Origin of the sequence: Curtobacterium sp. MCLR17_042 (assembly GCF_003234695.1) — a bacterium.
Taxonomy (GTDB): domain Bacteria; phylum Actinomycetota; class Actinomycetes; order Actinomycetales; family Microbacteriaceae; genus Curtobacterium; species Curtobacterium flaccumfaciens.
Map to the genome: position 1 here is coordinate 1 of NZ_QKTD01000028.1, position 22,306 is coordinate 22,306.

Annotated in this window: 20 protein-coding genes; 7 read left to right on the plus strand and 13 right to left on the minus strand. The window is 71.7% G+C overall.

What is annotated here, in order from left to right:
- Positions 1-267 precede the first annotated feature (267 nt).
- The 4 genes from DEJ02_RS17845 (at position 268) to DEJ02_RS17860 (ending at position 3,939) form a co-directional block, all read left to right on the plus strand.
- Positions 268-1,047, plus strand: coding sequence for a hypothetical protein (locus DEJ02_RS17845; RefSeq protein ID WP_146249336.1), 780 nt, complete (start codon positions 268-270; stop codon positions 1,045-1,047).
- 109 nt (positions 1,048-1,156) lie between these two features.
- Positions 1,157-1,717, plus strand: a complete 561-nt coding sequence (locus tag DEJ02_RS17850) for a YceI family protein (protein ID WP_027464630.1) — start codon at positions 1,157-1,159, stop codon at positions 1,715-1,717.
- A 669-nt stretch (positions 1,718-2,386) separates the two neighbouring features.
- Entirely contained in the window at positions 2,387-2,953 is a 567-nt protein-coding gene (locus DEJ02_RS17855; RefSeq protein ID WP_111034020.1) for a TIGR03086 family metal-binding protein, read from the plus strand.
- Positions 2,950-3,939, plus strand: a complete 990-nt coding sequence (locus DEJ02_RS17860; protein WP_111034021.1) for an aldo/keto reductase — start codon at positions 2,950-2,952, stop codon at positions 3,937-3,939. Before DEJ02_RS17855 ends, DEJ02_RS17860 begins: the two co-directional genes overlap by 4 nt.
- Positions 3,940-4,021: 82 nt before the next feature.
- Here DEJ02_RS17860 and DEJ02_RS17865 read toward each other — a convergent pair whose 3' ends face one another.
- Positions 4,022-4,948: an oxygenase MpaB family protein gene (locus DEJ02_RS17865; protein WP_110864492.1), complete on the minus strand. Its 927-nt coding sequence runs from the start codon at positions 4,946-4,948 to the stop codon at positions 4,022-4,024.
- 95 nt (positions 4,949-5,043) lie between these two features.
- Here DEJ02_RS17865 and DEJ02_RS17870 point away from each other — a divergent pair, with 95 nt between their 5' ends.
- Entirely contained in the window at positions 5,044-6,726 is a 1,683-nt protein-coding gene (locus tag DEJ02_RS17870) for a long-chain-fatty-acid--CoA ligase (protein ID WP_071405488.1), read from the plus strand.
- A gap of 27 nt (positions 6,727-6,753) precedes the next feature.
- Here the strand turns inward: DEJ02_RS17870 and DEJ02_RS17875 are convergent, their stop codons facing one another.
- The 4 genes from DEJ02_RS17875 to DEJ02_RS17890 form a co-directional block, all read right to left on the minus strand.
- On the minus strand, positions 6,754-7,761 hold the full coding sequence (locus DEJ02_RS17875) for a DMT family transporter (protein ID WP_111034022.1): 1,008 nt from the start codon (positions 7,759-7,761) through the stop codon (positions 6,754-6,756).
- Positions 7,758-9,659, minus strand: coding sequence for an amino acid transporter (locus DEJ02_RS17880; protein ID WP_245164602.1), 1,902 nt, complete (start codon positions 9,657-9,659; stop codon positions 7,758-7,760). The genes DEJ02_RS17875 and DEJ02_RS17880 overlap by 4 nt, the downstream gene beginning before the upstream one ends.
- Before the next feature lie 154 nt (positions 9,660-9,813).
- Positions 9,814-10,092 (minus strand): hypothetical protein, encoded by a 279-nt coding sequence (locus DEJ02_RS17885; protein WP_111034024.1) that lies wholly within the window; start codon positions 10,090-10,092, stop codon positions 9,814-9,816.
- 11 nt (positions 10,093-10,103) lie between these two features.
- The gene (locus DEJ02_RS17890; RefSeq protein WP_181440415.1) at positions 10,104-11,498 is read right to left on the minus strand and encodes a PspC domain-containing protein; all 1,395 of its coding nucleotides are present in this window, start codon (positions 11,496-11,498) and stop codon (positions 10,104-10,106) included.
- A 114-nt stretch (positions 11,499-11,612) separates the two neighbouring features.
- Between DEJ02_RS17890 and DEJ02_RS17895 the strand changes: the two genes are divergently transcribed.
- Both DEJ02_RS17895 and DEJ02_RS17900 read left to right on the plus strand, forming a co-directional pair.
- Complete coding sequence (locus tag DEJ02_RS17895) at positions 11,613-12,848, plus strand: ATP-binding protein (protein ID WP_111034026.1); 1,236 nt, start codon at positions 11,613-11,615, stop codon at positions 12,846-12,848.
- Positions 12,845-13,507 carry a response regulator transcription factor gene (locus tag DEJ02_RS17900; RefSeq protein ID WP_111034027.1) on the plus strand — a complete coding sequence of 221 codons (663 nt, stop codon included), beginning with the start codon at positions 12,845-12,847 and terminating at the stop codon, positions 13,505-13,507. The genes DEJ02_RS17895 and DEJ02_RS17900 overlap by 4 nt, the downstream gene beginning before the upstream one ends.
- Here the strand turns inward: DEJ02_RS17900 and DEJ02_RS17905 are convergent, their stop codons facing one another.
- The 8 genes from DEJ02_RS17905 to DEJ02_RS17940 all read right to left on the minus strand — a co-directional run bounded on the left by DEJ02_RS17905 (position 13,508) and on the right by DEJ02_RS17940 (position 22,231).
- On the minus strand, positions 13,508-14,356 hold the full coding sequence (locus tag DEJ02_RS17905) for an ABC transporter permease (RefSeq protein WP_051596514.1): 849 nt from the start codon (positions 14,354-14,356) through the stop codon (positions 13,508-13,510).
- The gene (locus DEJ02_RS17910) at positions 14,353-15,354 is read right to left on the minus strand and encodes an ATP-binding cassette domain-containing protein (protein ID WP_111022661.1); all 1,002 of its coding nucleotides are present in this window, start codon (positions 15,352-15,354) and stop codon (positions 14,353-14,355) included. The genes DEJ02_RS17905 and DEJ02_RS17910 overlap by 4 nt, the downstream gene beginning before the upstream one ends.
- Positions 15,355-15,413: 59 nt before the next feature.
- The gene (locus DEJ02_RS17915) at positions 15,414-16,211 is read right to left on the minus strand and encodes a hypothetical protein (protein ID WP_071405482.1); all 798 of its coding nucleotides are present in this window, start codon (positions 16,209-16,211) and stop codon (positions 15,414-15,416) included.
- 261 nt (positions 16,212-16,472) lie between these two features.
- Positions 16,473-18,080: an inositol monophosphatase family protein gene (locus DEJ02_RS17920; protein ID WP_111034028.1), complete on the minus strand. Its 1,608-nt coding sequence runs from the start codon at positions 18,078-18,080 to the stop codon at positions 16,473-16,475.
- Positions 18,077-19,153: an ABC transporter ATP-binding protein gene (locus DEJ02_RS17925; RefSeq protein ID WP_258378778.1), complete on the minus strand. Its 1,077-nt coding sequence runs from the start codon at positions 19,151-19,153 to the stop codon at positions 18,077-18,079. The genes DEJ02_RS17920 and DEJ02_RS17925 overlap by 4 nt, the downstream gene beginning before the upstream one ends.
- A gap of 83 nt (positions 19,154-19,236) precedes the next feature.
- Positions 19,237-20,049, minus strand: coding sequence for an ABC transporter permease (locus DEJ02_RS17930; RefSeq protein ID WP_017886992.1), 813 nt, complete (start codon positions 20,047-20,049; stop codon positions 19,237-19,239).
- Positions 20,046-21,080 carry an ABC transporter permease gene (locus tag DEJ02_RS17935; RefSeq protein ID WP_111034030.1) on the minus strand — a complete coding sequence of 345 codons (1,035 nt, stop codon included), beginning with the start codon at positions 21,078-21,080 and terminating at the stop codon, positions 20,046-20,048. The genes DEJ02_RS17930 and DEJ02_RS17935 overlap by 4 nt, the downstream gene beginning before the upstream one ends.
- Positions 21,077-22,231 (minus strand): extracellular solute-binding protein, encoded by a 1,155-nt coding sequence (locus DEJ02_RS17940; protein WP_111034031.1) that lies wholly within the window; start codon positions 22,229-22,231, stop codon positions 21,077-21,079. The genes DEJ02_RS17935 and DEJ02_RS17940 overlap by 4 nt, the downstream gene beginning before the upstream one ends.
- Positions 22,232-22,306 lie beyond the last annotated feature (75 nt).

A 22,306-nucleotide genomic window follows, 5' to 3' on the forward strand; every position in this document is an offset into this window, starting at 1 on the left:
TTTCGCCCGCTCGCGGGGGGCAACCGTCCCTCCACATGGGCGAGAGCGGGCAAGTCGTCCACAGAGGAGGCCCGAATCCCGTCCTCGGGGTCGGCTCGCCGTCACGCTGTGGAGATGACCGCAAGACGCCGACTCCCGATGGCACTCCGCGACGCTTCGTTCCGGGTACGGGATGCGCTGCACCGAGGCGTTTCGCGTGGCCGACTCGACGCTCGAGATCTCGTCCGCCCGTTCCACGGCATCCGATCCGCGTTCCCACCGGAGTCCGTGGATGAACGCGCAAGGGCGCTCGCTCCTCGACTCCGCCCCGATCAGGTCTTCAGTCACGTCACTGCGGCAGCGATCATCGGCGTCCCGCTCCCCCGTCGTCTCGAACGCGATCAGCGGTTGCACGTCACGACGATCGGGACCGACCAAGCACTCCGGGTCCGCGGCACGGTCGGCCACCGAGCTCGGTACGGATCGGTCCGCGCGACGATCGCACGAGGAGTGCCGCTGACCACTCCGGCCGACACGTTCGTCGCACTGGGCTCGATGCTGACGCTCGACGAACTCATCGTCGCGGGCGATGCGCTCGTGGGGTGGCTCGGCTGGGCGACGCTCGACGAACTCGCCCAGGCCGTCCGACGACGACGGGGCATCCGCGGGATCGTGAAGCTCCGCCTCGCGATCGACGAGATCCGGAGGGGATCTCGGTCTCCCGGAGAGACCCGGACACGGCTGGCACTCGTCCGCCGCGGACTCCCGGAACCGGCACTCAACCACGATGTCGTCGTCGACGGGCAGTGGGTCGCATGTGTGGACCTCGCCTACCCCGATGCCAGGGTCGCGATCGAGTACGAGAGCGATCTGCACCGCACCGATCCAGCCACCTTCCGGAAGGACCTGACGCGCGGAGAGCACCTCAAGGACGTCGACTGGTGGCTCGTCAGAGCAACAGCAGACGACGTCGCGCACGGTGTCGACCGTTTCGTGCACCGCATCCGTCGGCTGCTCGAGGTGGGCGTCAGAGGAGCCCACGACACGCGGTTTGCGACACTTGGGTGAACAATGGTTGACGCTTCAACCAAAACGGTGCACACTGTCGTAGTATCAACTCGATGCAGGCGCATGGAACGCGTCGCACCGCAGACTCTCGTTCGGAAGAAGGACCACCATGACGCTCACCGCTGACACCGTTCCCGGCTACAAGACCGGCACCTGGAAGATCGACCCGACCCACTCCGAGGTCACCTTCTCGGTCCGCCACCTCGCCATCAGCAAGGTCAAGGGCAAGTTCGAGACGTTCGACGCCACCGTCGTCACCGCCGAGAACCCGCTCGAGTCGACCGTCGAGGCCAACATCGACGTCGCGTCGATCAACACCGGCCAGGAGCAGCGCGACCAGCACCTCAAGACGAGCGACTTCTTCCTCACCGAGGAGCACCCGCAGCTGACCTTCCGCTCGACGAGCATCGAGGCGAAGGGCGACGACCTGCACATCGCGGGCGACCTGACCCTGCGCGGCGTCACCAAGCCGGTCGTCCTCAAGGCCGAGCTGGGCGGCTTCACCACGGACGGCTACGGCCAGGTCAAGTTCGGTGCCGAGGCGACCACGAAGATCGACCGCACCGAGTTCGGTGTGAACTGGAACGCGGCGCTCGAGGCCGGCGGCTTCACGCTCGGCAACGACGTCACGATCAACCTCGACGTCCAGTTCGTCCTCCAGGCGGCCTGAGCCACCTCTGACTCAACGCCCGACTGAGGGCACCGAGCGGCACTCCCCGAACCCGAGAAGAACGCCCCGACTCCGCACGGAGTCGGGGCGTTCTTCATTGCCCGCGCCGCTCCCCCCGACCACGAGCGGGCGAAACACCCCGGGACCTCGTCCTGTCTCGTCAGGCATTCCGCCCGCTCGACGATGCCGGGCGCCGAAGTCGACGCCGATCCCCGCGATCACGCCCCACGTCGGCACCCGTGCGCCCCACGCCCACGCCCACGCCCACGCCACGAGCGGGCGAAATACCACGCCGATCTCCGTAGCACGCCGGACATTTCGCCCGCTCGCGCAAGGACCCGAGCGGGCGGCAGGTGCGAGCGACCCAGGCGGAGATCGGGAGCGCGGCCGAGCGGGCGGAATACCCGGGACACGGCGGGGACGAAGTGCGGCATTTCGCCCGCTCGCGGAACGAGGCGCGAGGACGCGCAGGACACGTAGCTAGGGGCACGAGCGCACCAGCGCGCACGAGCGCGCACGAGCGGACGAGCGCCCGAGCACCGCCCCGCCCCCGCCCCCGCGTAACGTTGGCACGTGCGACGGCACCGAGGGGAATCCGCACGCCGGACCCCGAGTTGCACGAGAAGCACCAACCACGAGCACGCCCGCACGACGAACAGGAGCACCACCATGGCCACCGACTGGATCGCGATGCAGGCCCTCGCGGCAGCCGAGTTCGGCCGCCGCGTCGCCGCCGTCGCCGACTGGGACGCCCCCACCCCCGACTCCGAGTGGACCACCCGCGACCTCGTCGCCCACGTCGTCGACGAGCAGCGCTGGATCCCGAAGCTCCTGACCGGGTGTGACTACGCCCAGGCCCAGGCCGACCTCGAGCCGATCGGCGACGACCTGGTGACCGAGTGGCACCGGTTCGCCACGGCAGCCACCGACGCCTGGCGGAACGCACCGCAGGACACCCCCGTGCACCTCAGCACCGACGTCGTGCCCGCCGCGCAGTACCTCACCGAGCAGACGAGCGACATCACGATCCACACGTGGGACCTCGCCCGGGCGACCGGCACCGAGGAGTCCCTGCCCGACGAGCTCGTCCGCGCCGTGTGGGAGTACTTCGAGCCGCAGATCGAGGACCTCGCCGCCACCGGCCTGTACGCACCCCCGGTCGACGTCACCGAGGACTCCCCGCTCCAGGTCCGTCTGCTCGCGGTCACAGGCCGTGATGCCAGAGTGACTGCATGACCACCGACACGAAGCGCCTCGGCAACTCGGGGCTCGAGATCAGCAGCGTCGTCCTCGGCATGATGTCGTACGGCGACCCGGACCGGGGCTCGCACGCCTGGAGCGTCGGCATCGACGACGCTCGCCCGTTCGTCCGCCGCGCGTTCGAGGCCGGCATCACGACCTTCGACACGGCGAACGTCTACTCCGACGGCAGCAGCGAGGAGATCACCGGCACGCTCCTCGCCGAGCTGGCTCCGCGCGAGGACGTCCAGGTCTTCACGAAGGTCTTCAACCGGATGCGTCCCGGCCGGAACGGCGCCGGACTGTCCCGCGCGGCGATCATGCACGAGATCGATGCCTCCCTGACCCGGCTCGGCACGGACTACGTCGACCTGTACCAGATCCACCGCTTCGACCCGGTGACGCCGATCGAGGAGACCATGGAGGCCCTCCACGACGTCGTCAAGGCCGGCAAGGCGCGCTACATCGGCGCGAGCAGCATGTGGGCGTGGCAGTTCGCCGAGATGCAGCACACCGCGGAGCGCCACGGCTGGACGAAGTTCGTGAGCATGCAGGACCAGTACAACCTGCTCGAACGCGAGGAGGAGCGCGAGATGCTCCCCTTCTGCGAGCACACCGGCGTCGGCGTGATCCCGTGGAGCCCCCTCGCCCGCGGCCGCGTCACCCGCCCCTGGGACGCCTCCGGTTCGGGCTCACGCGCGCAGACCGACGAGTTCGGCAAGACCCTCTACAAGCAGGACGAGGACGCCAACCGTGCGATCGTCGACGCGGTCGAGGCCGTCGCCACCGAGCGCGGCGTCCCGATGGCGCAGGTCGCCCTGGCCTGGGTCGCCGGCAAGCCCGCGGTCTCCGCGCCAATCGTCGGCGCGACGAAGGAGCACCACATCGGCGACGCGGTGGCCGCAGCGTCGCTGACGCTCACCGACGACGAGGTCACGCGACTCGAGTCCGCCTACACGCCCCGGGTGCCGTCGGGTTTCTGACGCCCCCACGAGCGGACGGGAGGCACGGTGCCAGCTGGCACCGTGCCTCCCGTCCGTCATGTGGTCCCGGTGACGGCCGTGGTCAGGCGACCGCGCTGCCGTCGGCGCGCTGCAGGCGCGCGATGCGCCGCCGCGCGGCCCGTTCGGAACCGGTCTGGTCGTCGAGCACCGCACCGATCCCGTCGAGCACGAGCTTCGTGGTGCGGACCACCGGCAGCTCCACCGGGCCGACGATCGGCGCACGGAGGCCGAGGAGCGAGCGGTGCCGCGGGTCGAGCGTGGACACCGCGCCCTGGAACACCGCGCGGTAGCCGGGTCGCAGCAGACGGGAGAGCGGCGGGTCCTTGATGAACCGCACGACGTCACGGGTGCGCGAGTCCACCAGGAGTTCGCCGCGGTCGAGGTACCCGTTCATCTGGGCACGGAGCTCCGCCTCGGACTCGGGCGGGTCGACGATGCGCATGAGCCGCCCGGCCTCGGCCCACTCGCGCACGTAGGCGTCGGCGCCGCCGGGGATCGGGCCGCCCCACCGCTGGGCGGCGCGGAGGAACGCGTCGGTGAAGGCGAGGTGCACCCAGCGCGCCAGGTCTGGGTCGTTCGCCGCGTAGGGGCGGGTGGTGCCGTGCGCGTCGACGTACTGCCCGCGGACCCGCTCGTGGAGCCGGAGCACCCAGTCGCTGCCGCTGCGGGCGGTCTGCCGGTCGCCGTACGTGACCGTCGCGATCCACCGGCTGGTGCCGGCCAGACGGCCGAACGGGTCCTCGCGGTACCGGGAGTGGTCGGCGACGCCGGCGAGCGCGCCGGGGTGCAGCGCCTGGACGAGCAGTGCCCGCACGCCGGCGACGATGCCGTGGCTCCCACCGTGCACCGCCCACGTGGCCGAGCCCGGACCGAAGAAGCCCGCGTCGGTGCCGTGTTCCAGGTCGTCCATCCAGGCTTCCGTGCCGGTCGAACCACCCGTGAACGTCTGGTTGAGGCGGGACCGGAAGACGTCGGAGACAGTGGACATGTCGTCATGTTCCGTCCGTCGCCTGGGTACGGGGGTGGCATCGCGCAAAGTGGCCCTCCCAGCGTGCACGGGGGTGGCCCACTAGGTTGGGTCGGGTGAGCATCGACACGCCTCGTCCCTGGCTTGCCTCGTACGCCCCGGGGGTCCCGCACGACATCGAGGAACAGAGTGGTTCCCTGTACGACCTGGTCGAGCAGTCGGCCCGGAAGTTCCCCAGGCAGGTCGCCCTCGAGTTCTTCAAGCGCACCACGAGCTACGCCGACCTCGAGGAGCAGATCCTCCGCGCGGCGAACGGCCTGCGGAAGCTCGGCGTGGGCGCGGGTGACCGCGTCGCCATCGTCCTGCCGAACTGCCCGCAGCACATCGTGGCGTTCTACGCGGTGCTGCGGCTCGGCGCGATCGTGGTCGAGCACAACCCGCTGTACACGCCGCGGGAGCTCCGCCACCAGTTCGAGGACCACGGCGCCAAGGTCGCCATCGCGTGGGACAAGTCGGTCGCGACGCTGCAGGACTTCCCGGCCGACGTGCACCTCGACGCGATCGTCTCGGTCGACATCACCCGCGCCATGCCCCGGAGCACCCGGCTCGCCCTGGCGCTGCCGGTCGCGAAGGCCCGCGAGTCCCGCGCGAAGCTGACGGCGAAGGTGCGCGGCACGGTCAAGTGGGACGACCTCGCCGACACCCGCAAGCTGTCGAAGCGGCACCCACGGCCGGCCACCGACGACGTCGCGCTGATCCAGTACACGTCCGGCACCACCGGGACGCCGAAGGGCGCGGTGCTGAGCCACCGGAACCTGCTGGCGAACGCCGCGCAGGCCCGGGCGTGGGTGCCGCAGATCCGCCGCGGCGACAACGTCGTGTACGCGGTGCTGCCGATGTTCCACGCCTACGGCCTGACGCTCTGCCTGACCTTCGCGATGAGCATGGCCTCGCGGCTCGTGCTCTTCCCCGCGTTCGACCCCGCCCTCGTCCTGACGGCGATCAAGCGCCACCCGCCGACGTTCCTGCCGGCCGTGCCGCCGATCTACGCCCGGCTGCAGCACGCGGCCGACTCGGCGAAGGTGTCGCTCAAGGGCATCGAGATCGGCATCTCCGGCGCCATGCCGCTGTCGCAGGACATCGTCGAACCGTGGGAGGCCCGGACCGACGGCTACCTGGTCGAGGGCTACGGCCTGTCCGAGTGCTCCCCGGTCCTGATGGCCAACCCGGTCTCCCCCGAGCGTCGACTCGGGTCGATCGGCCTGCCACTGTCCTCCACCGAGGCGCGCGTGGTCGACCCCGACGACGACACGAAGGTGCTCGGCATCGACGAGCCCGGCGAACTGCAGGTCCGTGGACCGCAGGTGTTCCGCGGCTACTGGGGCAAGGCCGAGGCCACCGACGAGGTCTTCACGCCCGACGGCTGGTTCCGCACCGGCGACATCGTGGCCATCGACGCCGACGGGTACGTCCGGATCGTCGACCGCCTCAAGGAACTCATCATCACCGGTGGCTTCAACGTGTCACCGTCCGAGGTCGAGGACACCCTGCTCAAGCACCCCAGCGTCAAGGAGGTCGCGGTCGTCGGCATCACGCAGGGCGGCAACGAGCAGGTCGTCGCGGCAGTCGTGCCGAAGGACCCCTCGACGTTCGACGCGGCTGCGCTCCGGGCCTGGTCGCGCGAGCACCTGGCGGCGTACAAGGTGCCGCGCCGGGTCGTGGTGGTCGAGGACCTGCCGCGCTCGATGATCGGCAAGGTGCTGCGGCGGAAGGTGCGGGACCAGATCCTGGACGGCTGACGCGCGAGCGCCGGGCGGCGCCGCTGATCAGCGGGCGCGCCGCGCAGGCAGCGCCAGCACGGACAGCCCGGCGACCACCAGCACGATGCCGGCCCATCCGCCGACACCCAGGCGCTCCCCCACCACGAACACCGCGAGCACCGCGGCCACGACGGGCTCGAGCAGCGACAGCAGCGTCGCGACCGACGCCGTCACCGTCCGGAGGCCGAGCGCGTACAGCGAGTGCCCGATCACCGTCGGCACCAGCGCCAGGTACAGGAACACCGGCCAGTTGCCGGCGTCGGTCAGGAACGGCCCGCCCGCCACCACGGCGAGCACGACGAGCGGCACCGCGGCCACCCCGAACACCGCGCCGACGAGCCCGCGTTCGTTCGGCCCGCGGGCAGCCCGCGCGGCTGCGACCCCGACGTCCCCACCGACCGGCATGCTGTCGGACTCCGCGCGACCGACGGCGATCGGCATCCGGCTCGTCGCGGCGTGCATCCCCCGCGCCACCGCCCACGAGTACAGCGCGTACGTCAGACCGGCGACCAGGGCGCTGCCGACGCCGACCGCGAGTGACCGCCCGCCACCGTCGTGCTCGGAGCGCGCGAGGGTGACGACGACCATGCCGACCACGCTCACCAGGGTGGCGACGACCCACCGCCGGGTGACGCGCCTCCGGTCGGCGACCCACTCGACCAGGCCGGCGAAGACGGGCGACGAGCCGATGGCCAGGGTCGTGCCGAGCGCGACCCCGGCGTCGGCGAGGGCCGCGTAGAACGCGACCGCGTAGACCACGAGCGACGCGGCACCGAGCAGTGCCCAGCCGCGGGTCCGGCGCTGCGTGACGGCACGCAGCGTGCCCCGGCCCGCGGTGGCGGCGAGCACGAGCCCGCCGAGCCCGAAGGTCACCGCACCGAACACGAACGCCGGCACACCGGGCGCGAAGTGCGTCGCGGTCCCGGTGGTGCCCCAGACCGCTGCGGCGACCGCGATCGCCGCCAGACCGCCGACGGGCCTGGAGGCACGCCCCGCGCCCGGTCCGTGGCTCACGCGACGTGGACGTTGGGCCGTCGGTTGACCTCGGGTTCCGCTTCGCGCAGGACCTCGCGCGTCACGGGGGCGACGTCGCCGGCACCGGTGAACACGAAGCGCAGGGCGTTGCGGATCGGGCTGCCCTCGTTCCACTCGAAGTAGATGCTCGGCACCACACCGGCGAGGTCGCGGATGGCGAGGAGTGTCGACGCGATGGTGTTCGGGACGTTGCCGGAGCGGACCTTGAGCACGCGGAACCCGTGGATGACGTGGCCTTCGACCACCAGGTCCTCTTCGAAGTCGGACGAGTCGGCGGGCAGGACCTCGAGGAACATCGTCGGCACGCGGGCCGGGATGCCGGAGTCGCGGCGTTCCTCGCGCCCCTTCGCCCGGTACGCCTCGGCCGTACCGGCACCTGGTTCGTTGGCGATGATGCAGATCGAGCTGAACTGGTCGGCGTCGGCCTCGACGAACTGGCGGGCGGTCGCGTCGAGCTCGATCGACGACGCCCGGAGCTCGAACGAACGCCGCACGCGCGAGATGAGCGACACCACGACGATCGCGATGATGAAGATCGCCGCGATCCGCACGCCGTCGGGCCGCTCGATCACGTTGGCGACGGTGGTGTAGACGAACACGACCGAGATCACGCCGAACGCGATGGTGCGCTTGCGCTGCTGCTTGCGGCGCGCGGACAGCGTCACCGCGACCGCGGCGCTCGTGATGAGCACGAGCACGCCGGTGGCGTAGGCGCCGCCCTGCGCGTCGACGTCGGCCTGGAAGATGATCGTGATGACGAACGCGATGAGCGTGAAGATGATCACGAGGGGACGCACCGCACGAGCCCACTGCGGTGCCATGCCGTAGCGCGGCAGGAATCGCGGCACCAGGTTGAGGAGCCCCGCCATCGCGCTCGCGCCGGCGAACCAGAGGATGGCGACGGTGGAGAAGTCGTAGATCGACCCGAACACGCCGCCCATGTACTCGTGCGCCAGGTACGCCAGGGCGCGCCCGTTCGCACCGCCGCCCGGCTGGAACTCGCGCTGCGGGATGAGGAACGTCGTCACGATCGACGACGTGATGAGGAACGAGCTCATGATGAGCGCCGCGACGGTCAGCAGGCGCTTGGTGCCCCGGATCCGGCCCTCGGGTCGGTCGCTGGTGTCGTCGGTGGCGTCGCCGCGGACCTGTGGCATCACCGCGACACCGGTCTCGAACCCGGAGAGCCCGAGCGCGAGCTTCGGGAACACGATCAGGGCGATGCCGACCATCACGAGCGGGTTGCTGTGCTGTGCTGTCAGCCCGGACCACCAGTCGCTCGCCACCATCGGGTTCTCGAACACGTGCCAGAGGGCGACGATGATGACGACGGCGTTCAGGGCGAGGAACACCGCGACGAGGCCGACCGCGATGCCGATGGCCTCCTTGAACCCGCGCAGGAACACGATGCCGAGCAGGAGCAGCAGCGCCAGGGTGAGCGGCACCGGGATCTCGGTGAACCAGTGCGGCGTGTACGGGTTCTCGGCGATGTGCGCCGTGGCGTCGGCCGCCGACAGGGTCATCGTGATCATGAAGTCCGTCACGGCGAACCCGAGCAGCACCAGCACGAGGAGCTTGCCCGCCCACCACGGCAGGAGCTTCTCGAGCATCATGATCGACCCGGCACCCCGGAAGCTGTCGTGCGCGATCCGGCGGTAGACCGGCAGCGCCCCGAACAGCGTGACGAGCACGAGGACGATCGTCGCGATCGGCGACAGCAGCCCCGCGGCGAGCGCGGCGATGGCGGGCTGGTACCCGAGGGTGGAGAAGTAGTCGACACCGGTCAGGCACATGACCCGCCACCACGGGTGGGTCTTCTCGACCTCGACCTGGTGCGGGCCCTGGTGGGAGGCTCCCTGGTCGGCCCCGTGCAGCATCCACCGGCGCAGGCGGGTGCTGCGGTCGAGGGGCTGCTCGGTGGCGTCGCGCTGGGCGGCCCGCTCGGCGTCTGTCGCGGTCACGTGGATGATGCTAAGCCGTCCGGGTGGCCCCCGTGCACACCCGGACGGTCCTGTGGACGGGGCGCTCCCACTACCGCCGTGTGCGGGACAGTGTCGCCACGATCCCGGCCACGACCAGCAGCACACCGGCGGCGATGCAGGCGGCGAGCAGCAGGGTCGTGGTGTCCACTGAGAACATCGGCAGCGCACTCACGGCCATCGCCCCGGCGAACACGAGCATCAGGACACCCCACAGGATCGTGCCGAACCGTGCGCCACGGCGTGCGGGCCGCCGGACGGGCTCGTCGGGAGTGGCCGGTGGAGCCATCGGCGCAGTCGTCTCGTCGTTGGTCGTTCCGTCGTTCGTCATCGTCCCGTTCCTCACTCGCCGACCGTGATCGCCCGCGGCACGTCGACGCCGCCGCCGAGGATCCACAGGTGCACGGTCGTCGTCTCGTCCGCATCTGCCGTGCGTGCCGCACGGTTCTCGAGCGTGGTGGTCCGGAGCACCCCACCGGTGCCGTCGTCGTCGCCTCCGCCGGTGTCGACCCCGTAGCCGACACCGCTCACCTCGACCCGCACCGGCAGGTCGGTCGGCAGCAGCACCTCGGCTCCGCCGGCGCCCAGCCAGAGGCTCACGTCGCCCCCGACCGCCGACGGTTCGAGCTCGCGGAGGTCCAGCGTCGGACCGCCGGCCAGCATCGCGAAGTTCCGTTCGGTCCCCGAGGCGGCGCGTTCGACCTGCCACGTGGTGCCACCGATCAGCGAGACCTGGGTGCCGGCGGGCAGGACCCCGGTGACCACCAGGGCCACCGCGGCGACCGTCGAGAACAGTCCGAGCACGTCGTCGTCGCGGCCGCGGATCCCGGCGACGATCGTCGCGATCGCCAGCACCGCGAGCGCCGCGGCGATCCCGAGGACCGGGACGGACCACCCGGCCTGCTGCGCCCAGAACGCGACCCCGGCTCCGGCGACGAGTGCGAGTCCGAGGGACACGGCGACGTACGCCGCCCCGGGTCGCCGCTCCACCCGCTCGGCCCGCCGTTCGGCCGCCCGCTCGCGTTCGGCGCGCATCCGCTCCTCGTGCTGCCGTCGCCGGTCCTCGGGGCTCGCGGGCGCACCCCACTGCCAGGAGGCCCGTCCCGCGTCCGCCGCGCCGGTCGCCTCCGCGGTCCACGCGTTCCGGGTCGGGTGCGGCTCCTCGGGGCTGGTCCAGAAGTCGCCCCGCGGGGCAGCGGTCGGGTCGTTGCCGGTGCCCGTGCTCGCGGTCCGCTCGCCGTCCACCCCGCGTCGGGCCAGGACCACGATGAGCCAGACGATCCCGCCGACGAGCACGATGCTCCACGCGGTGGCCAGTGTCGCCTCGAGCCAGCCGGGCATCCCCCAGGCGTCCGGGACCCCCTGCCACCAGAGGCCGCGGGCGGCGGGCACGAAGGTGAGTGCCACGAAGGCGCCGATCGCGATGAGCGCCGGGTCGAGGACCCCGCGGATCATCCGTTCGACGTGGATGCGTCCGGCGGTGTCGGGCAGCAGCGCCCAGCCGACGGCGTAGGCGAGGAAGACCGGCCCGCCCAGCAGCGCGACGACGATCGTCACGCCGCGCACCACGAGTGGATCGAGCCCGGTGCGGCGGGCGACGGCACCGCACACGCCGGCGAGCCAGCGGTCGTCGGTGCGCGCGATGCCGAGGCCACGGACCCAGTCGAAGAACCGGGTCGTCGAGTCGGCGCTGCCGGCGGCGGTGCCGGGAGCGGAGTCGTGCTGGTGATCGGTCATGGCCACCAGCATCCCGGCAGTGCTGCGCCGACACCATCGGGGTTCCCCCTGACCGGTCCCTGATCCCGGCCCCGAACACTGCTGCGGGGGCCGTCCGGGTGCCAGGATTGCCCCATGGCCACCGCAACGATGACGCGCCCGATCCCCAGGGTCGTCGGCGGGGTCTGCAGCGGGTTCGCGGCGCACACCGGGTTGCCGGTCGGGGCCGTCCGGCTCGCCACCGCGGTCCTGGTGGTCTGCGGTGGCGCCGGGCTGCTGCTCTACGCCTGGCTCTGGGCGACCGTGCCGAGCGCGGCCGTCGGGGCAGCCGCCGGCAGCGCACCACTCAAGTCCGTGCTGACCCCGGCCGCCATCGTCGACCAGGACGAGACCACCGCGTCCGCCCGGCATGCCCCGGTCGTCGAGATCCTGCTCGGCGTGGCCCTGCTCGCCGCCGCCGGCGCGGTGGTCGCAGCGCGGATGGGGGTGGCCGTCCCCCTCGAGGTCATCGTCCCCGGCGTCGTGGTCGTCACCGGCGCCGCACTCGCCTGGCGGCAGTTCGACGCGCTCCGCAACGTCCGCACGGCCGGGTCCTCCGCCCTCGTGGTCCGGGCGCTCGGTGCCCTGGTGCTCGTCGTGCTCGGCATCCTGCTGTTCTTCACGACGAGCAGCCGCCCGAACGTCTGGACCGTGCTCACCGCCGCGGTGGCCGTCCTGGTCGGGGTCGCCGTCGTGGTCGCTCCGTGGGTGGTCCGACTCGTCCGCGACCTCGCCGAGGAACGCGCCGCCCGCGTCCGCGACCTCGAGCGCGCCGAGTTCGCGGCACACCTGCACGACTCGGTGCTGCAGACCCTCGCCCTCATCCAGCAGAAGGCCGAGCCGGGTTCGGACGCGGCCCGGCTGGCGCGGGCGCAGGAGCGCGAGCTGCGGTCCTGGCTCTTCACCGAGCGGGCGGAACCGGCGCGCGACCTCGGCGCGCAGCTGCGGGACACAGCCGTGGACATCGAGGCCGAGTACCCCGCCCGCATCGAGGTCATCGCGGTCGGACCCGCCCGCAGCGACCTGCCGGACGGGCTCGTCGCCGCCGCCCGCGAGGCGATGCTCAACGCCGCCCGGCACGCCGGTGGGACCGTGAGCGTGTACGCCGAGACCGCCGGTGACCGGGTCGAGCTCAGCATCCGCGATCGCGGCCCGGGGTTCGACGTCGACACGGTGCCCGCGGGTCGGTACGGCGTCCGCGAGTCGATCATCGGCCGGATGCAGCGCCTCGGCGGCCACGCGACCATCGCGCCGGGGCCGGGGCACACCGGCACCGAGGTCCGGCTGACCCTGCCGCTCGCACCCGCGGCCCAGGACGAGGAGCACGCATGACCGAGCCCGCCCCGTTGACCGTCGCGATCGTCGACGACCACTCCATCTTCCGAGCCGGCGTGCGCGCCGGGCTGCCACCGGGCCTCCAGGTCGTGGGTGAGGCGGCGACCGTCGACGAAGCCGTGACGCTCGTCGCGGCCACCCGCCCACGCGTCGTCCTGCTCGACGTGCACCTGCCGGGCGGCGCCGGCGGCGGCGGTGCCGAGGTCATCACGCGGTCCACACCGGAGAACCCGGACACCCGGTTCCTCGCGCTGAGCGTGTCGGACGCCGCCGACGACGTGGTGCGGGTCATCCGCGCCGGCGCCCGCGGGTACATCACGAAGAGCTCGTCGAGTGCCGAGGTCACCGAGGCCGTGACCCGTGTGGCGGACGGGGACGCGGTGTTCTCGCCGCGCCTGGCCGGCTTCGTGCTCGACGCGTTCGGAGCGGTCAGCGGCGAGACGGCGCAGCACGACGCCGAGCTGGACCGCCTGTCCGCCCGCGAGCAGGAGGTCATGCGGCTGATCGCGCGCGGGTACGCCTACAAGGAGGTCGCGACGGAGCTGTTCATCTCGGTGAAGACCGTCGAGACACACGTGTCCAAGGTCCTGCGGAAGCTCCAGCTGTCGAACCGGCACGAGCTGACGGCGTGGGCGCTGCAGCGCAAGCTGCTCTGATCACTTCGCGCTGATCCTGGTGTACTTGTTCACTGCCCACGGCACGAACACCACGAGCATCACGGCGATCCCGATCAGCACGGTCAGCACGGGGTGCTGCATCGTCCAGATGTCCGGAACCGGGGCGGACCCGACGTTGCCGAACAGTTCGCGCGCGGCCTGCACGAGCGACGACACCGGGTTCCACTCCGCGAACACGCGCAACACCAGCGGCAGGGTGTCGCTCGGCACGAACGCGTTCGAGATGAACGTCAGCGGGAACAGGATCATGAACGAGGCGTTGTTGATGACCTCGGGCGTCTTGACGCTCATGCCGAGCAGCGCCATGACCCAGCTGAACGCGTAACTGAACAGCAGCAGCAGGGCGATGCCGGCCAGGAACTCGAGCGGCGACGAGTTCACCCGCCACCCGACCGCGAGCCCGGTGAGCATCATGATCGCCATCGAGATCGAGTTCAGGACGAGGTCGGAGTTGGTGCGCCCGACCAGGACCGCGGACGCCGACATCGGCAGCGTGCGGAACCGGTCGATCAGCCCCTCCTTCAGGTCCTGCGCCATCGCCGACCCGGAGAACGTCGCACCGAACACCACGGTCTGCGCGAAGATCCCCGCCATCAGGAACTGCGTGTAGTCGGTCCCCTGCACCTGGATGGCGCCGCCGTAGACCTGGCTGAACAGCAGCACGAACATGATCGGCTGCAGCACGGCGAACACGAGCATGTCCGGCGACCGCTTGAGCTTGATGAGGTTCCGCTTGGTGACGGTCCAGCCGTCCTCGACCCAGACGGCGAGCGGTGAGGTGACGACGACGGGCAGCTGGCGGCCCGGCGCGAGGGACGTCGTGGTCATCGTGCCGTCTCCTTCTGCTTGGTGGCCGCGGGTGCGCCGGCGTCGTCGTCCGTCGCGGCGTGTCCGGTCAGGCGGAGGAAGACGTCGTCGAGGGTCGGGCGCCGCATGCCGGCGTCGTGGAGTTCGATGCCGGCCTCGCCCAGGTCGGCGAGCACGCGCTGCAGGGCGGCCGGGCCGGCCTCCACCGCGATGGCACGGGTGCGGCCGTCGCCCGAGGTCTCGACCTCGCCGACCCCGTACCGGCGCAGCACCGTCGTCGCCGCGTCGCCGTCGGCCTCGTCGACCAGGGTCACCACCACCCGGTGCCCGCCGACCTGCGCCTTGAGCTGGTCGGCGGTGCCCTCGGCGATGACGGCCCCGTCGTCGATGACCGCGATGTCGTCGGCGAGCCGGTCGGCTTCTTCCAGGTACTGGGTGGTGAGGAGCACCGTCGCGCCCTCGGCCACGAGGTCCTCGATGATGCCCCAGAGGGCCAGACGGCTCCGGGGGTCGAGGCCCGTCGTCGGCTCGTCGAGGAACAGCACGCGCGGGTTCATCACGAGTGCCCCGGCGAGGTCGATGCGTCGCCGCATGCCGCCGGAGAAGCCCTTCACCGGACGGTCGCCCGCCTCGGACAGGTCGAAGACGTCGATGAGCTCCCGGGCACGATCGCGCGCTGTCCGGCGGCCCAGGTGGTAGAGCCGCCCGATCATCTCGAGGTTCTCGAACCCGGTCAGGTTCTCGTCGACCGCCGCGTACTGCCCGGACACCCCGATCGACCGCCGGGTGGCCTGTGGGTCGGCGATCACGTCGATGCCGTCGATCGTCGCGGTGCCCGAGTCGGGCGTGATGAGGGTGGTCAGCACCTTCACCACCGTGGTCTTGCCCGCGCCGTTCGGCCCGAGCAGCGCCTTCACGGTGCCCTGCGGCACCGACAGGTCGAGCCCGGCCAGCGCGTGCACCGGCCCGGACTTCGACTTGTAGGTCTTGGTCAGCCCGGAGGCTTCGATGATGGCCATGTCGCTCCTTCGTCGGACACGGTGGGTACCCGGGGGTCCGGTGGAGCGACGGACGTCACTCAGACGTCGAAGTCACCACCACCGAAGTCGCTGAAGCCACCGCCGAAGTCGGATCCGCTGTCGCCCCAGCCCGCATTGTCGAAGCCGCCGCCGTCGGATGCGCCGCCGTCGGACGCCCCGGCATCACCGGATTCAGCACCAGTGTCCTCCGAACCACCGTCACCCGCAGCGTCGGTACCGCCATCGAACGAACCGGGGTCCGGCAGGAACGCGCTCATGATCGCCGAACCGATGACGTAGCCGGCCACGGTCCCGAGGATCGAGGCGCCGATCATGCTGCCGAACGACGGACCGCCGCGCTGGCCGCCGAAGCGTCCGCCGCCACCGCCGACGCCACCGAGCGAGCGCTCCATGAAGCCCGGCTGGCGGATCTCGGAGCGGGTCGCCGACTGGGCGAGCGAGCGGGGGTCGTCACCACGGGGCGCCTCACCGGGAGGCGCGGTCCGGGTGAACTCGTCGTAGACCATGCGGCGCTGCTCGTCGGTCAGCTTGGCGAAGGCCTCGGCGTGGACCTCTTCGATGCGCTCCGGCGGTGCCGTGCGGAGCAGGTAGCGGTAACGCTCCACCGCACGCTCGTCGTCGGTCGTCGCGCCCTGCTGCTGCGTCGGCGCACCGCCCCACTGCGGGACGCCGTACTGGTCGCCTGCGCCCTGCGGTGCGGACGGTGCCGGCTGCTGGTAGGACTGCTGGCCGTACCGGTAGCCCTGCTGCTGCGGCGGCTGCCCCCACTGGTTCTGCTGTGCGTCAGCGGATCGGTCACGCTCCGGACGTCCGAGCAGGCGGTCGAGGAATCCCATGGTCGATGCTCCTTCGGGTGCACGGTGGGCCCGGTCGGACCCGTCGTGGACTGCAACACTACGAACCCCCGGCGTCGGCTGACTGAGCGCCCGCTCAGAGTCGGCCGGGAGGCGCGTGCCGGGCTGGCACCGCCCCTCCAGCCCGCACCGTGCGCACCTGTACATCCCGTGCGCGGTTCCCAACCCCGTGCGCGGTTGCAGCGCCGCACCCGGCAGCCAACCCCGCACCGGATCGCCATCCCCGCACGTGCGCCGCGCGGCTCACCCCGCGGCGAGCGCCGCCGTCCACACCGCGTGCAGTTCGTCCGCGGCCCCCGGGTGCGCCACGAGGAACGGCTCCCCCGCGGGCGGGAAGCCCTGGACGGGGCCGGACCGCGTCAGCACGACACCCCCGGCCTCGTGCACGAGCAGCACCGCTGCCCCGTGGTCGACCGGGTTGAACGCCGAGACGCAGCCGCCGATCCCCCGCCCGGCCGCGACCTGGGCGATCGTCAAGGTCCCCGATCCCTGCACCCGCAGCGTGCACGACCGGTCGGCCAGGGCGTCGAGGAACGCCCCGAACCCCGGCCACGGGCGGTGTCCGTCGAGCTCGGTGCCGACGACGGCGCCGGCGAGCGGCCGGGGTGTGTCGTCGAGTCGGAGCTGGCGGTCGCGCAGGGTGGCACCGCGGCCGCGTCGGGCCTCGAGCACCTCACCGCGCCAGGGGTCCGCGACGACGCCGACGAGCGGACGGCCGCCTCGGGTCAGGCAGAGCGACATCGAGGTCCACGGCACGCCGTTGGCCAGGTTGGTGGTGCCGTCGACGGGGTCGAGGAACCAGCGGTGCCGGTCGCCGGGGGCCTCGCCGTACTCCTCGCCGGTGAACCCGTGCGTCGGGAACACCATCCGCACGCGGGAGCGGACGTGCTGCTCCACCAGGCGGTCGACGTCGGTGACCAGGTCGGCGGGGTTCGCCTTGGTGTGGACCTCGCTGACCGGGTGTTCTCGCGTGTAGGCGATGACCTCGTGGGCGATGCGGTGGGCCAGGGCCTGGGCGCGCGAGGCGACCTCGGTCTCGGTGGGCTCGCGGTCGCGCTCGGGCCAGCCGTCGCGCTCGGCCGCCGACAGGGCTGCCCCGATGGACCCGACGTCGTTCGTGGTGATCGAGTCGACACCGAGCCGGGCCGCCCAGATCGCCGGCTCGACGTCGTCGATGGTCCAGACAGCGACGCGCAGGCCCAGGGCGTGCGCGACCTCGACGGTGCGCGGGGTGAGGAACGCGACATCGAGGTTGAGCGTCGACGGGCCGAGCGCCTCGAGGTCCGCCGACACCGGCGGGTCGAGCGACTCCCACGCCAGCCAGACGTCGGCGTCGGGCAGCACGGAGCGGACGGCCGCCATCGCCGCCGGCGCTCCGCACCAGGCCACCGCGGTGGAACCGGTGAAGCCCGCGACCGTGCGGGCGGCGACCAGGGCGTCCTCGGCGTCGGTCAGGTCGACGAGCAGGGTCGACCGGCAGCCGTCGAGGCGTTCGAGCGCGCCGTCGAGCCGCGGGATCCGGTCGAGGCCGTTGCCGAGCCGGGCGACGTCGCACCAGTCGACGTCGGACACCCGGCGGGCGTCGCCCCACATCCGGCCGAGCGTGTCGTCGTGCAGCAGGACGGCGACACCGTCGGCGGTGCGGCGGACGTCGACCTCGATCACCTCGGCGCCGAGCGCCTCGGCGACCGCGATGGCGGGCAGGGTGTTCTCACGCCGGACGCGCGGCGCACCACGGTGGGCGACGAGGCGTGGCGGACGCACGCCGGGCCTCCCGTCCGGGCTGGTGGCGACCACACGGTCGACCGCAGCCGCAGCAGAGACCGTCGACGTCGGGACCCCCGCGCTCATCGCGCGACCTCGAGCAGCACGCCGTCGCGGTGGACGAGCACTTCACCCAGGCGCACCCCGGTCTCGGTGCCGACCGCCGGCGGTGGCCCGGTGACGTAGGCACGGAGCTCCGCGCCGTCGGTGCTGAGCACGACCTCGGCGAAGTGCCCCCGCATGAGCACCCGCGCGACCGTCGCGCGGATCGGCGAGTCGTCGGTGAGCACGACCTGCTCAGGGCGGACCAGCACCGTGTCGGCCGCCGTCGGGCTGACCGAGGTGCCGGCGAGGAACCGTCCGGTGACGACGCTCGTCGCCCCGATGAACGAGGCGACGAAGCTCGTGGCGGGGCGGGCGTAGAGCTCCGTCGGGGTCGCGATCTGCTCGATGCGGCCGTCGTGCATCACGGCGATCCGGTCCGAGATGCTGAGCGCTTCGTCCTGATCGTGCGTCACGATCACGGTCGTGATGCCGAGCCGCTGCTGGATGCGGCGGATCTCGTCGCGGACGCTCACGCGGAGCTTCGCGTCGAGGTTCGACAGCGGCTCGTCGAGGAGCAGGACGTCCGGCTCCTGCACGATGGCGCGGGCCAGGGCCACGCGCTGCTGCTCACCACCCGAGATCGCGGTCGGCTTCGAGCCGGCGTGGTGGCTGAGGCCGACGAGCTCGAGCGCGTCGCGCACGCGCTCGGCGACCCGCGCCTTCGGCACCCGTCGGGTCCGCAGCGGGAACGCGACGTTCTGCGTCACCGTCATGTGCGGCCAGAGCGCGTAGTTCTGGAACACCATCGCGCTCGGTCGGCGCTCCGGGCCGAGCGACGTGACGTCGCGGTCCCCCATGGTCACGACGCCGCCGTCGGCGGGCAGGAACCCCGCCACCATGCGGAGCGTCGTGGTCTTGCCGCAGCCGGACGGCCCGAGGAGCGAGACGAGCTCGCCCTTGGCGACGTCGAGGTCGATGCCGGCGACGACGTCGCGCCCGCCGAGCGTCTTGCGCAGTCCGCGGATGGTGAGGCCGCCGGATCGGGTCCGGTCCGTCGTGCTGCCGTCGGCCTGGAGGCCCGGTGCGCGTTCCGCGACGAGCGTTGCGTCCGTCATCTGGTCGCCTTTCGTGCTGGTGTGGGTCATCGGTGTCGGTCCGGGTGTCTGTCCGGGTGTCGGCCCGGTCGGTCGCGGCCGGGTCATCGGATCTGGAAGCCGTCCGCCAGTCGGCCGCCCATGATGTGCTTCCGGGCGAGCAGCAGCAGGACCACGGACGGGATGCTCAGCGCGATCGCGAACACCGCCGAGACCTGGCGTGGGGAGTTCAGGACGAGCGAGTACATCGCCGTCGGCATCGTCATGTAGGTCGGGGCGCCGACCAGGTACGTGCCCTGCGCCTCGTCGAAGGACGCCAGGAACGACATCACCATCGCGACGAGGATCCCGGGCCAGGCGATCGGGAACGTCACCTTCCAGAAGGTGCGCCAGCGGCTGGCCCCGGCGTCGCGGGCGGCTTCCTCGAGGGACCGCGGCACGGCCGAGAAGGCTGCGGCGGGCAACCACGTCATGAACACGACGCAGCCCAGGACGTGGACGATCAGGATGCCGGTGACCGTGTTCATGAGGTTCAGCGCGGTGAACATCGCCGACATCGTGACGAAGAGGCCCATCTTCGGGAACGCGTTCGTGGCGAACAGCCCGACGAGCACGAGGCGCCGCCCCGGGAACTCGATGCGGCTGATCGCCCACGCGGCGGGCAGGCAGACCACCGCGGCGATGAGGACCGTGAGCGGGGCGAGGACGAGCGAGTTCTGCACCGCGACGGCCAGGCTGCGGTCCTCGAACACGGTGCCCCACCACTGCAGGGTCCAGCCGTCGGGCAGCAGGTTCGGGTAGGTCCACGTCGTGGCGAAGGCCCGGGCGGCCAGCCAGACGAGCGGCCCGAGGATGAACACGGCCAGCACGATCGCGGTCGCCCAGACGAGGGCGTTGCCGGTCAGACGCTTGATCACTGCTGCTCCTGACGCTTCTTGTCGAGTTCGCCCGCGTTCGAGCGGACCGTCGAGCGGAGGTAGAAGACGCTCGCCGCCGCGGCGAACGCGAACACGATGAACGCCATCGCCGTCGACTGCTGCGGACGGTTGTAGGCCTGGAAGTACTTCGAGATGTCGACGCCGAGCATCGTCGGTGCGTTCGGACCGGTGAAGTACGGCACGGTGAACGAACCGAGCACCCCGATCACGGTGAACGTCGTCGCGATGACGAGCGGGGTCGCGGCCATCGGCAGGAGCACCTGCCAGACGACACGCCAGGTGCTCGCCCCGGCGTCCTTCGCGGCCTCGACCAGGGCGTCCGGGGTGCCCTGCAGCGCCCCGGCGATCATGAGCACCGCGAACGGCAGGCTGGTCCAGACGCTGCCGAACACCACGGCGACGAGGGTGTAGCCCCACACCGGGACGTCGAGGCCGAACTGCGCACCGAGGCTCCGGAGGAACCCCTGCGCGTCGGTGAAGGTCAGGATCGACCAGCTCGCGATGACCACCGGCACGAAGATCGGCACCACGGCCAGGACGCTGAGGGTCTTGCCGAGGAAGCCGCCGCGGAGCCGCAGGATCACCGCGACGACGACGGCGAGCCCCACGGTCAGGCCGGTCGACAGCGCGGTGACCCCGAGCGTCGCGACCAGGTCACGCAGGAACGTGGCGTTGCCGAGCAGGGTCGCGTAGACCGCGAACGAGAAGCCGCGCACGGTGTCGCCGCCGATGTCGGCGAGCGCCTGGTTCAGGCCGCCGGTGAACCCGAGGCTGAACAGCGCGGCGTTCACCACCGGGACGCCGACGAACAGGACGACGACCAGCACCGGGGCGGCGACGAGTGCGAGGCCCTGCCACCGCCGGCGGCGGGCCAGCCGCTCCTGCGCCGTGCGCCCGCTGGCGGGGTGCGCCGGGCCCTGGGCGTGGGGCGGGACGGGCGGGAGGCCCGTGGCGGAGTCGCCACGGGCCTCCCGGCCGGTTGCCGGGCCGTCCTGGACGGTCTGGGTCACTGCGGGACCTTCGCGTCCCACGCCGCGTTCATGTCGGCGGCGAAGTCGCTCTGGAACCCGAGGCGGAGCTGCGAGGGGTTCGCGTCGGCGAACTGCTCGGCGACCGACTCGGGCAGGCTGTCGAGCGGGATCACCGGGTAGCCGGAGACGGCGCTCGCGACGAGCTGCTGCCCCTTCGTGCTGAGCACGAAGTCGGCGAGCTTCTCGGCTGCCGCCTTCTTGGCCTTCGGCTCGGTCTTGGGGATGCCGAGGAAGCTCGCGCTGCCGGTGAACGACGGGTCCTCGATCTGCACGGCCTTGGTGGTCTTCGGGATGATGCCGGTCTTCTGCGAGGTGATGAACTGGTCGCTCCAGACCGGGGCCATCGCGATCTGGCCACTGCCGAGCAGCTGCACGACCTGGTCGTTGCCGTTCGGGTAGACGCCCTTCTGGTACGTCGACGGGCCGAGGTCCTTCAGGGCCGCGAAGCCCTTGTCCCACTTGGACTCGAGCGACTTGTCGTACTTCGTCTGCATCGTCTCCTGCTCGGCGGGCGTCAGGTACTTCGCGAGCACCGTGGCCACGAACGAGCCACCCGAACCGCCGGACGACGGGGAGTTGTAGGCGAACTCGCCCGGGTTGGCCTTGATCCAGGCGAGCAGGTCGTCGAGGGTCTTCGGCGGGTCCGTGACCTTCTTCGCGTCGTACGCCAGCAGCACGCTCGAGGCGCGGTACGGGATGGCGCTGTCGCCGCCCTGCTGCTTCGTGGCTTCCGGGACGTCCTTCAGGTTCGGGATCGAGCTGTCGCTGACCGGTGCCATCAACCCGGCCTTGCCGGCGGTGGTGACGAAGCCGGCGTCGACGAGGTCGTACGCGACGGACTTGCCGGCCTTGACCGCGGTGGCGAGGTTCGCCTGGGTCTGGGCGTCGTGCTCGCCGTGCAGGTCGATGCTCGTGCTGACGTGGATCTTCGGGTTGGCCTTCTCGAAGGCGGGGATGAGCGACTTGTCCCAGAGGTCCTGGACGTTGGTGTCGCCGCTGATGAACACGGTGAGGTCGGTGGTGCCGTCGGTGTCGGAGGCGTTCGAGGCGTTGGCGCTCTGGACGCAGCCGGAGAGTGCGACGGTCGCGGCTGCCGCGATGGCGAGGCCGGCGAGGACTCGGGTCTTCACGTGGGTTCTCCCTGTTCCGTGGTGCGTGGGGTGTGCGGGGGTGGGGGCTTACGGGCGCTGTCTCTTATACACATC

What these genes read in the sequence shown, in the direction of transcription:
- DEJ02_RS17850 (WP_027464630.1), top strand. Translation starts at nt 1,157, where the DNA reads ATGACGCTCACCGCTGACACCGTTCCCGGCTACAAGACCGGCACCTGG.
- DEJ02_RS17880 (WP_245164602.1), bottom strand. Translation starts at nt 9,659, where the DNA reads ATGCTGCACGGGGCCGACCAGGGAGCCTCCCACCAGGGCCCGCACCAG.
- DEJ02_RS17915 (WP_071405482.1), bottom strand. Translation starts at nt 16,211, where the DNA reads ATGGGATTCCTCGACCGCCTGCTCGGACGTCCGGAGCGTGACCGATCC.
- DEJ02_RS17900 (WP_111034027.1), top strand. Translation starts at nt 12,845, where the DNA reads ATGACCGAGCCCGCCCCGTTGACCGTCGCGATCGTCGACGACCACTCC.
- DEJ02_RS17905 (WP_051596514.1), bottom strand. Translation starts at nt 14,356, where the DNA reads ATGACCACGACGTCCCTCGCGCCGGGCCGCCAGCTGCCCGTCGTCGTC.
- DEJ02_RS17890 (WP_181440415.1), bottom strand. Translation starts at nt 11,498, where the DNA reads ATGACCGATCACCAGCACGACTCCGCTCCCGGCACCGCCGCCGGCAGC.
- DEJ02_RS17895 (WP_111034026.1), top strand. Translation starts at nt 11,613, where the DNA reads ATGGCCACCGCAACGATGACGCGCCCGATCCCCAGGGTCGTCGGCGGG.
- DEJ02_RS17860 (WP_111034021.1), top strand. Translation starts at nt 2,950, where the DNA reads ATGACCACCGACACGAAGCGCCTCGGCAACTCGGGGCTCGAGATCAGC.
- DEJ02_RS17865 (WP_110864492.1), bottom strand. Translation starts at nt 4,948, where the DNA reads ATGTCCACTGTCTCCGACGTCTTCCGGTCCCGCCTCAACCAGACGTTC.
- DEJ02_RS17885 (WP_111034024.1), bottom strand. Translation starts at nt 10,092, where the DNA reads ATGACGAACGACGGAACGACCAACGACGAGACGACTGCGCCGATGGCT.
- DEJ02_RS17920 (WP_111034028.1), bottom strand. Translation starts at nt 18,080, where the DNA reads ATGAGCGCGGGGGTCCCGACGTCGACGGTCTCTGCTGCGGCTGCGGTC.
- DEJ02_RS17925 (WP_258378778.1), bottom strand. Translation starts at nt 19,153, where the DNA reads ATGACGGACGCAACGCTCGTCGCGGAACGCGCACCGGGCCTCCAGGCC.
- DEJ02_RS17855 (WP_111034020.1), top strand. Translation starts at nt 2,387, where the DNA reads ATGGCCACCGACTGGATCGCGATGCAGGCCCTCGCGGCAGCCGAGTTC.
- DEJ02_RS17910 (WP_111022661.1), bottom strand. Translation starts at nt 15,354, where the DNA reads ATGGCCATCATCGAAGCCTCCGGGCTGACCAAGACCTACAAGTCGAAG.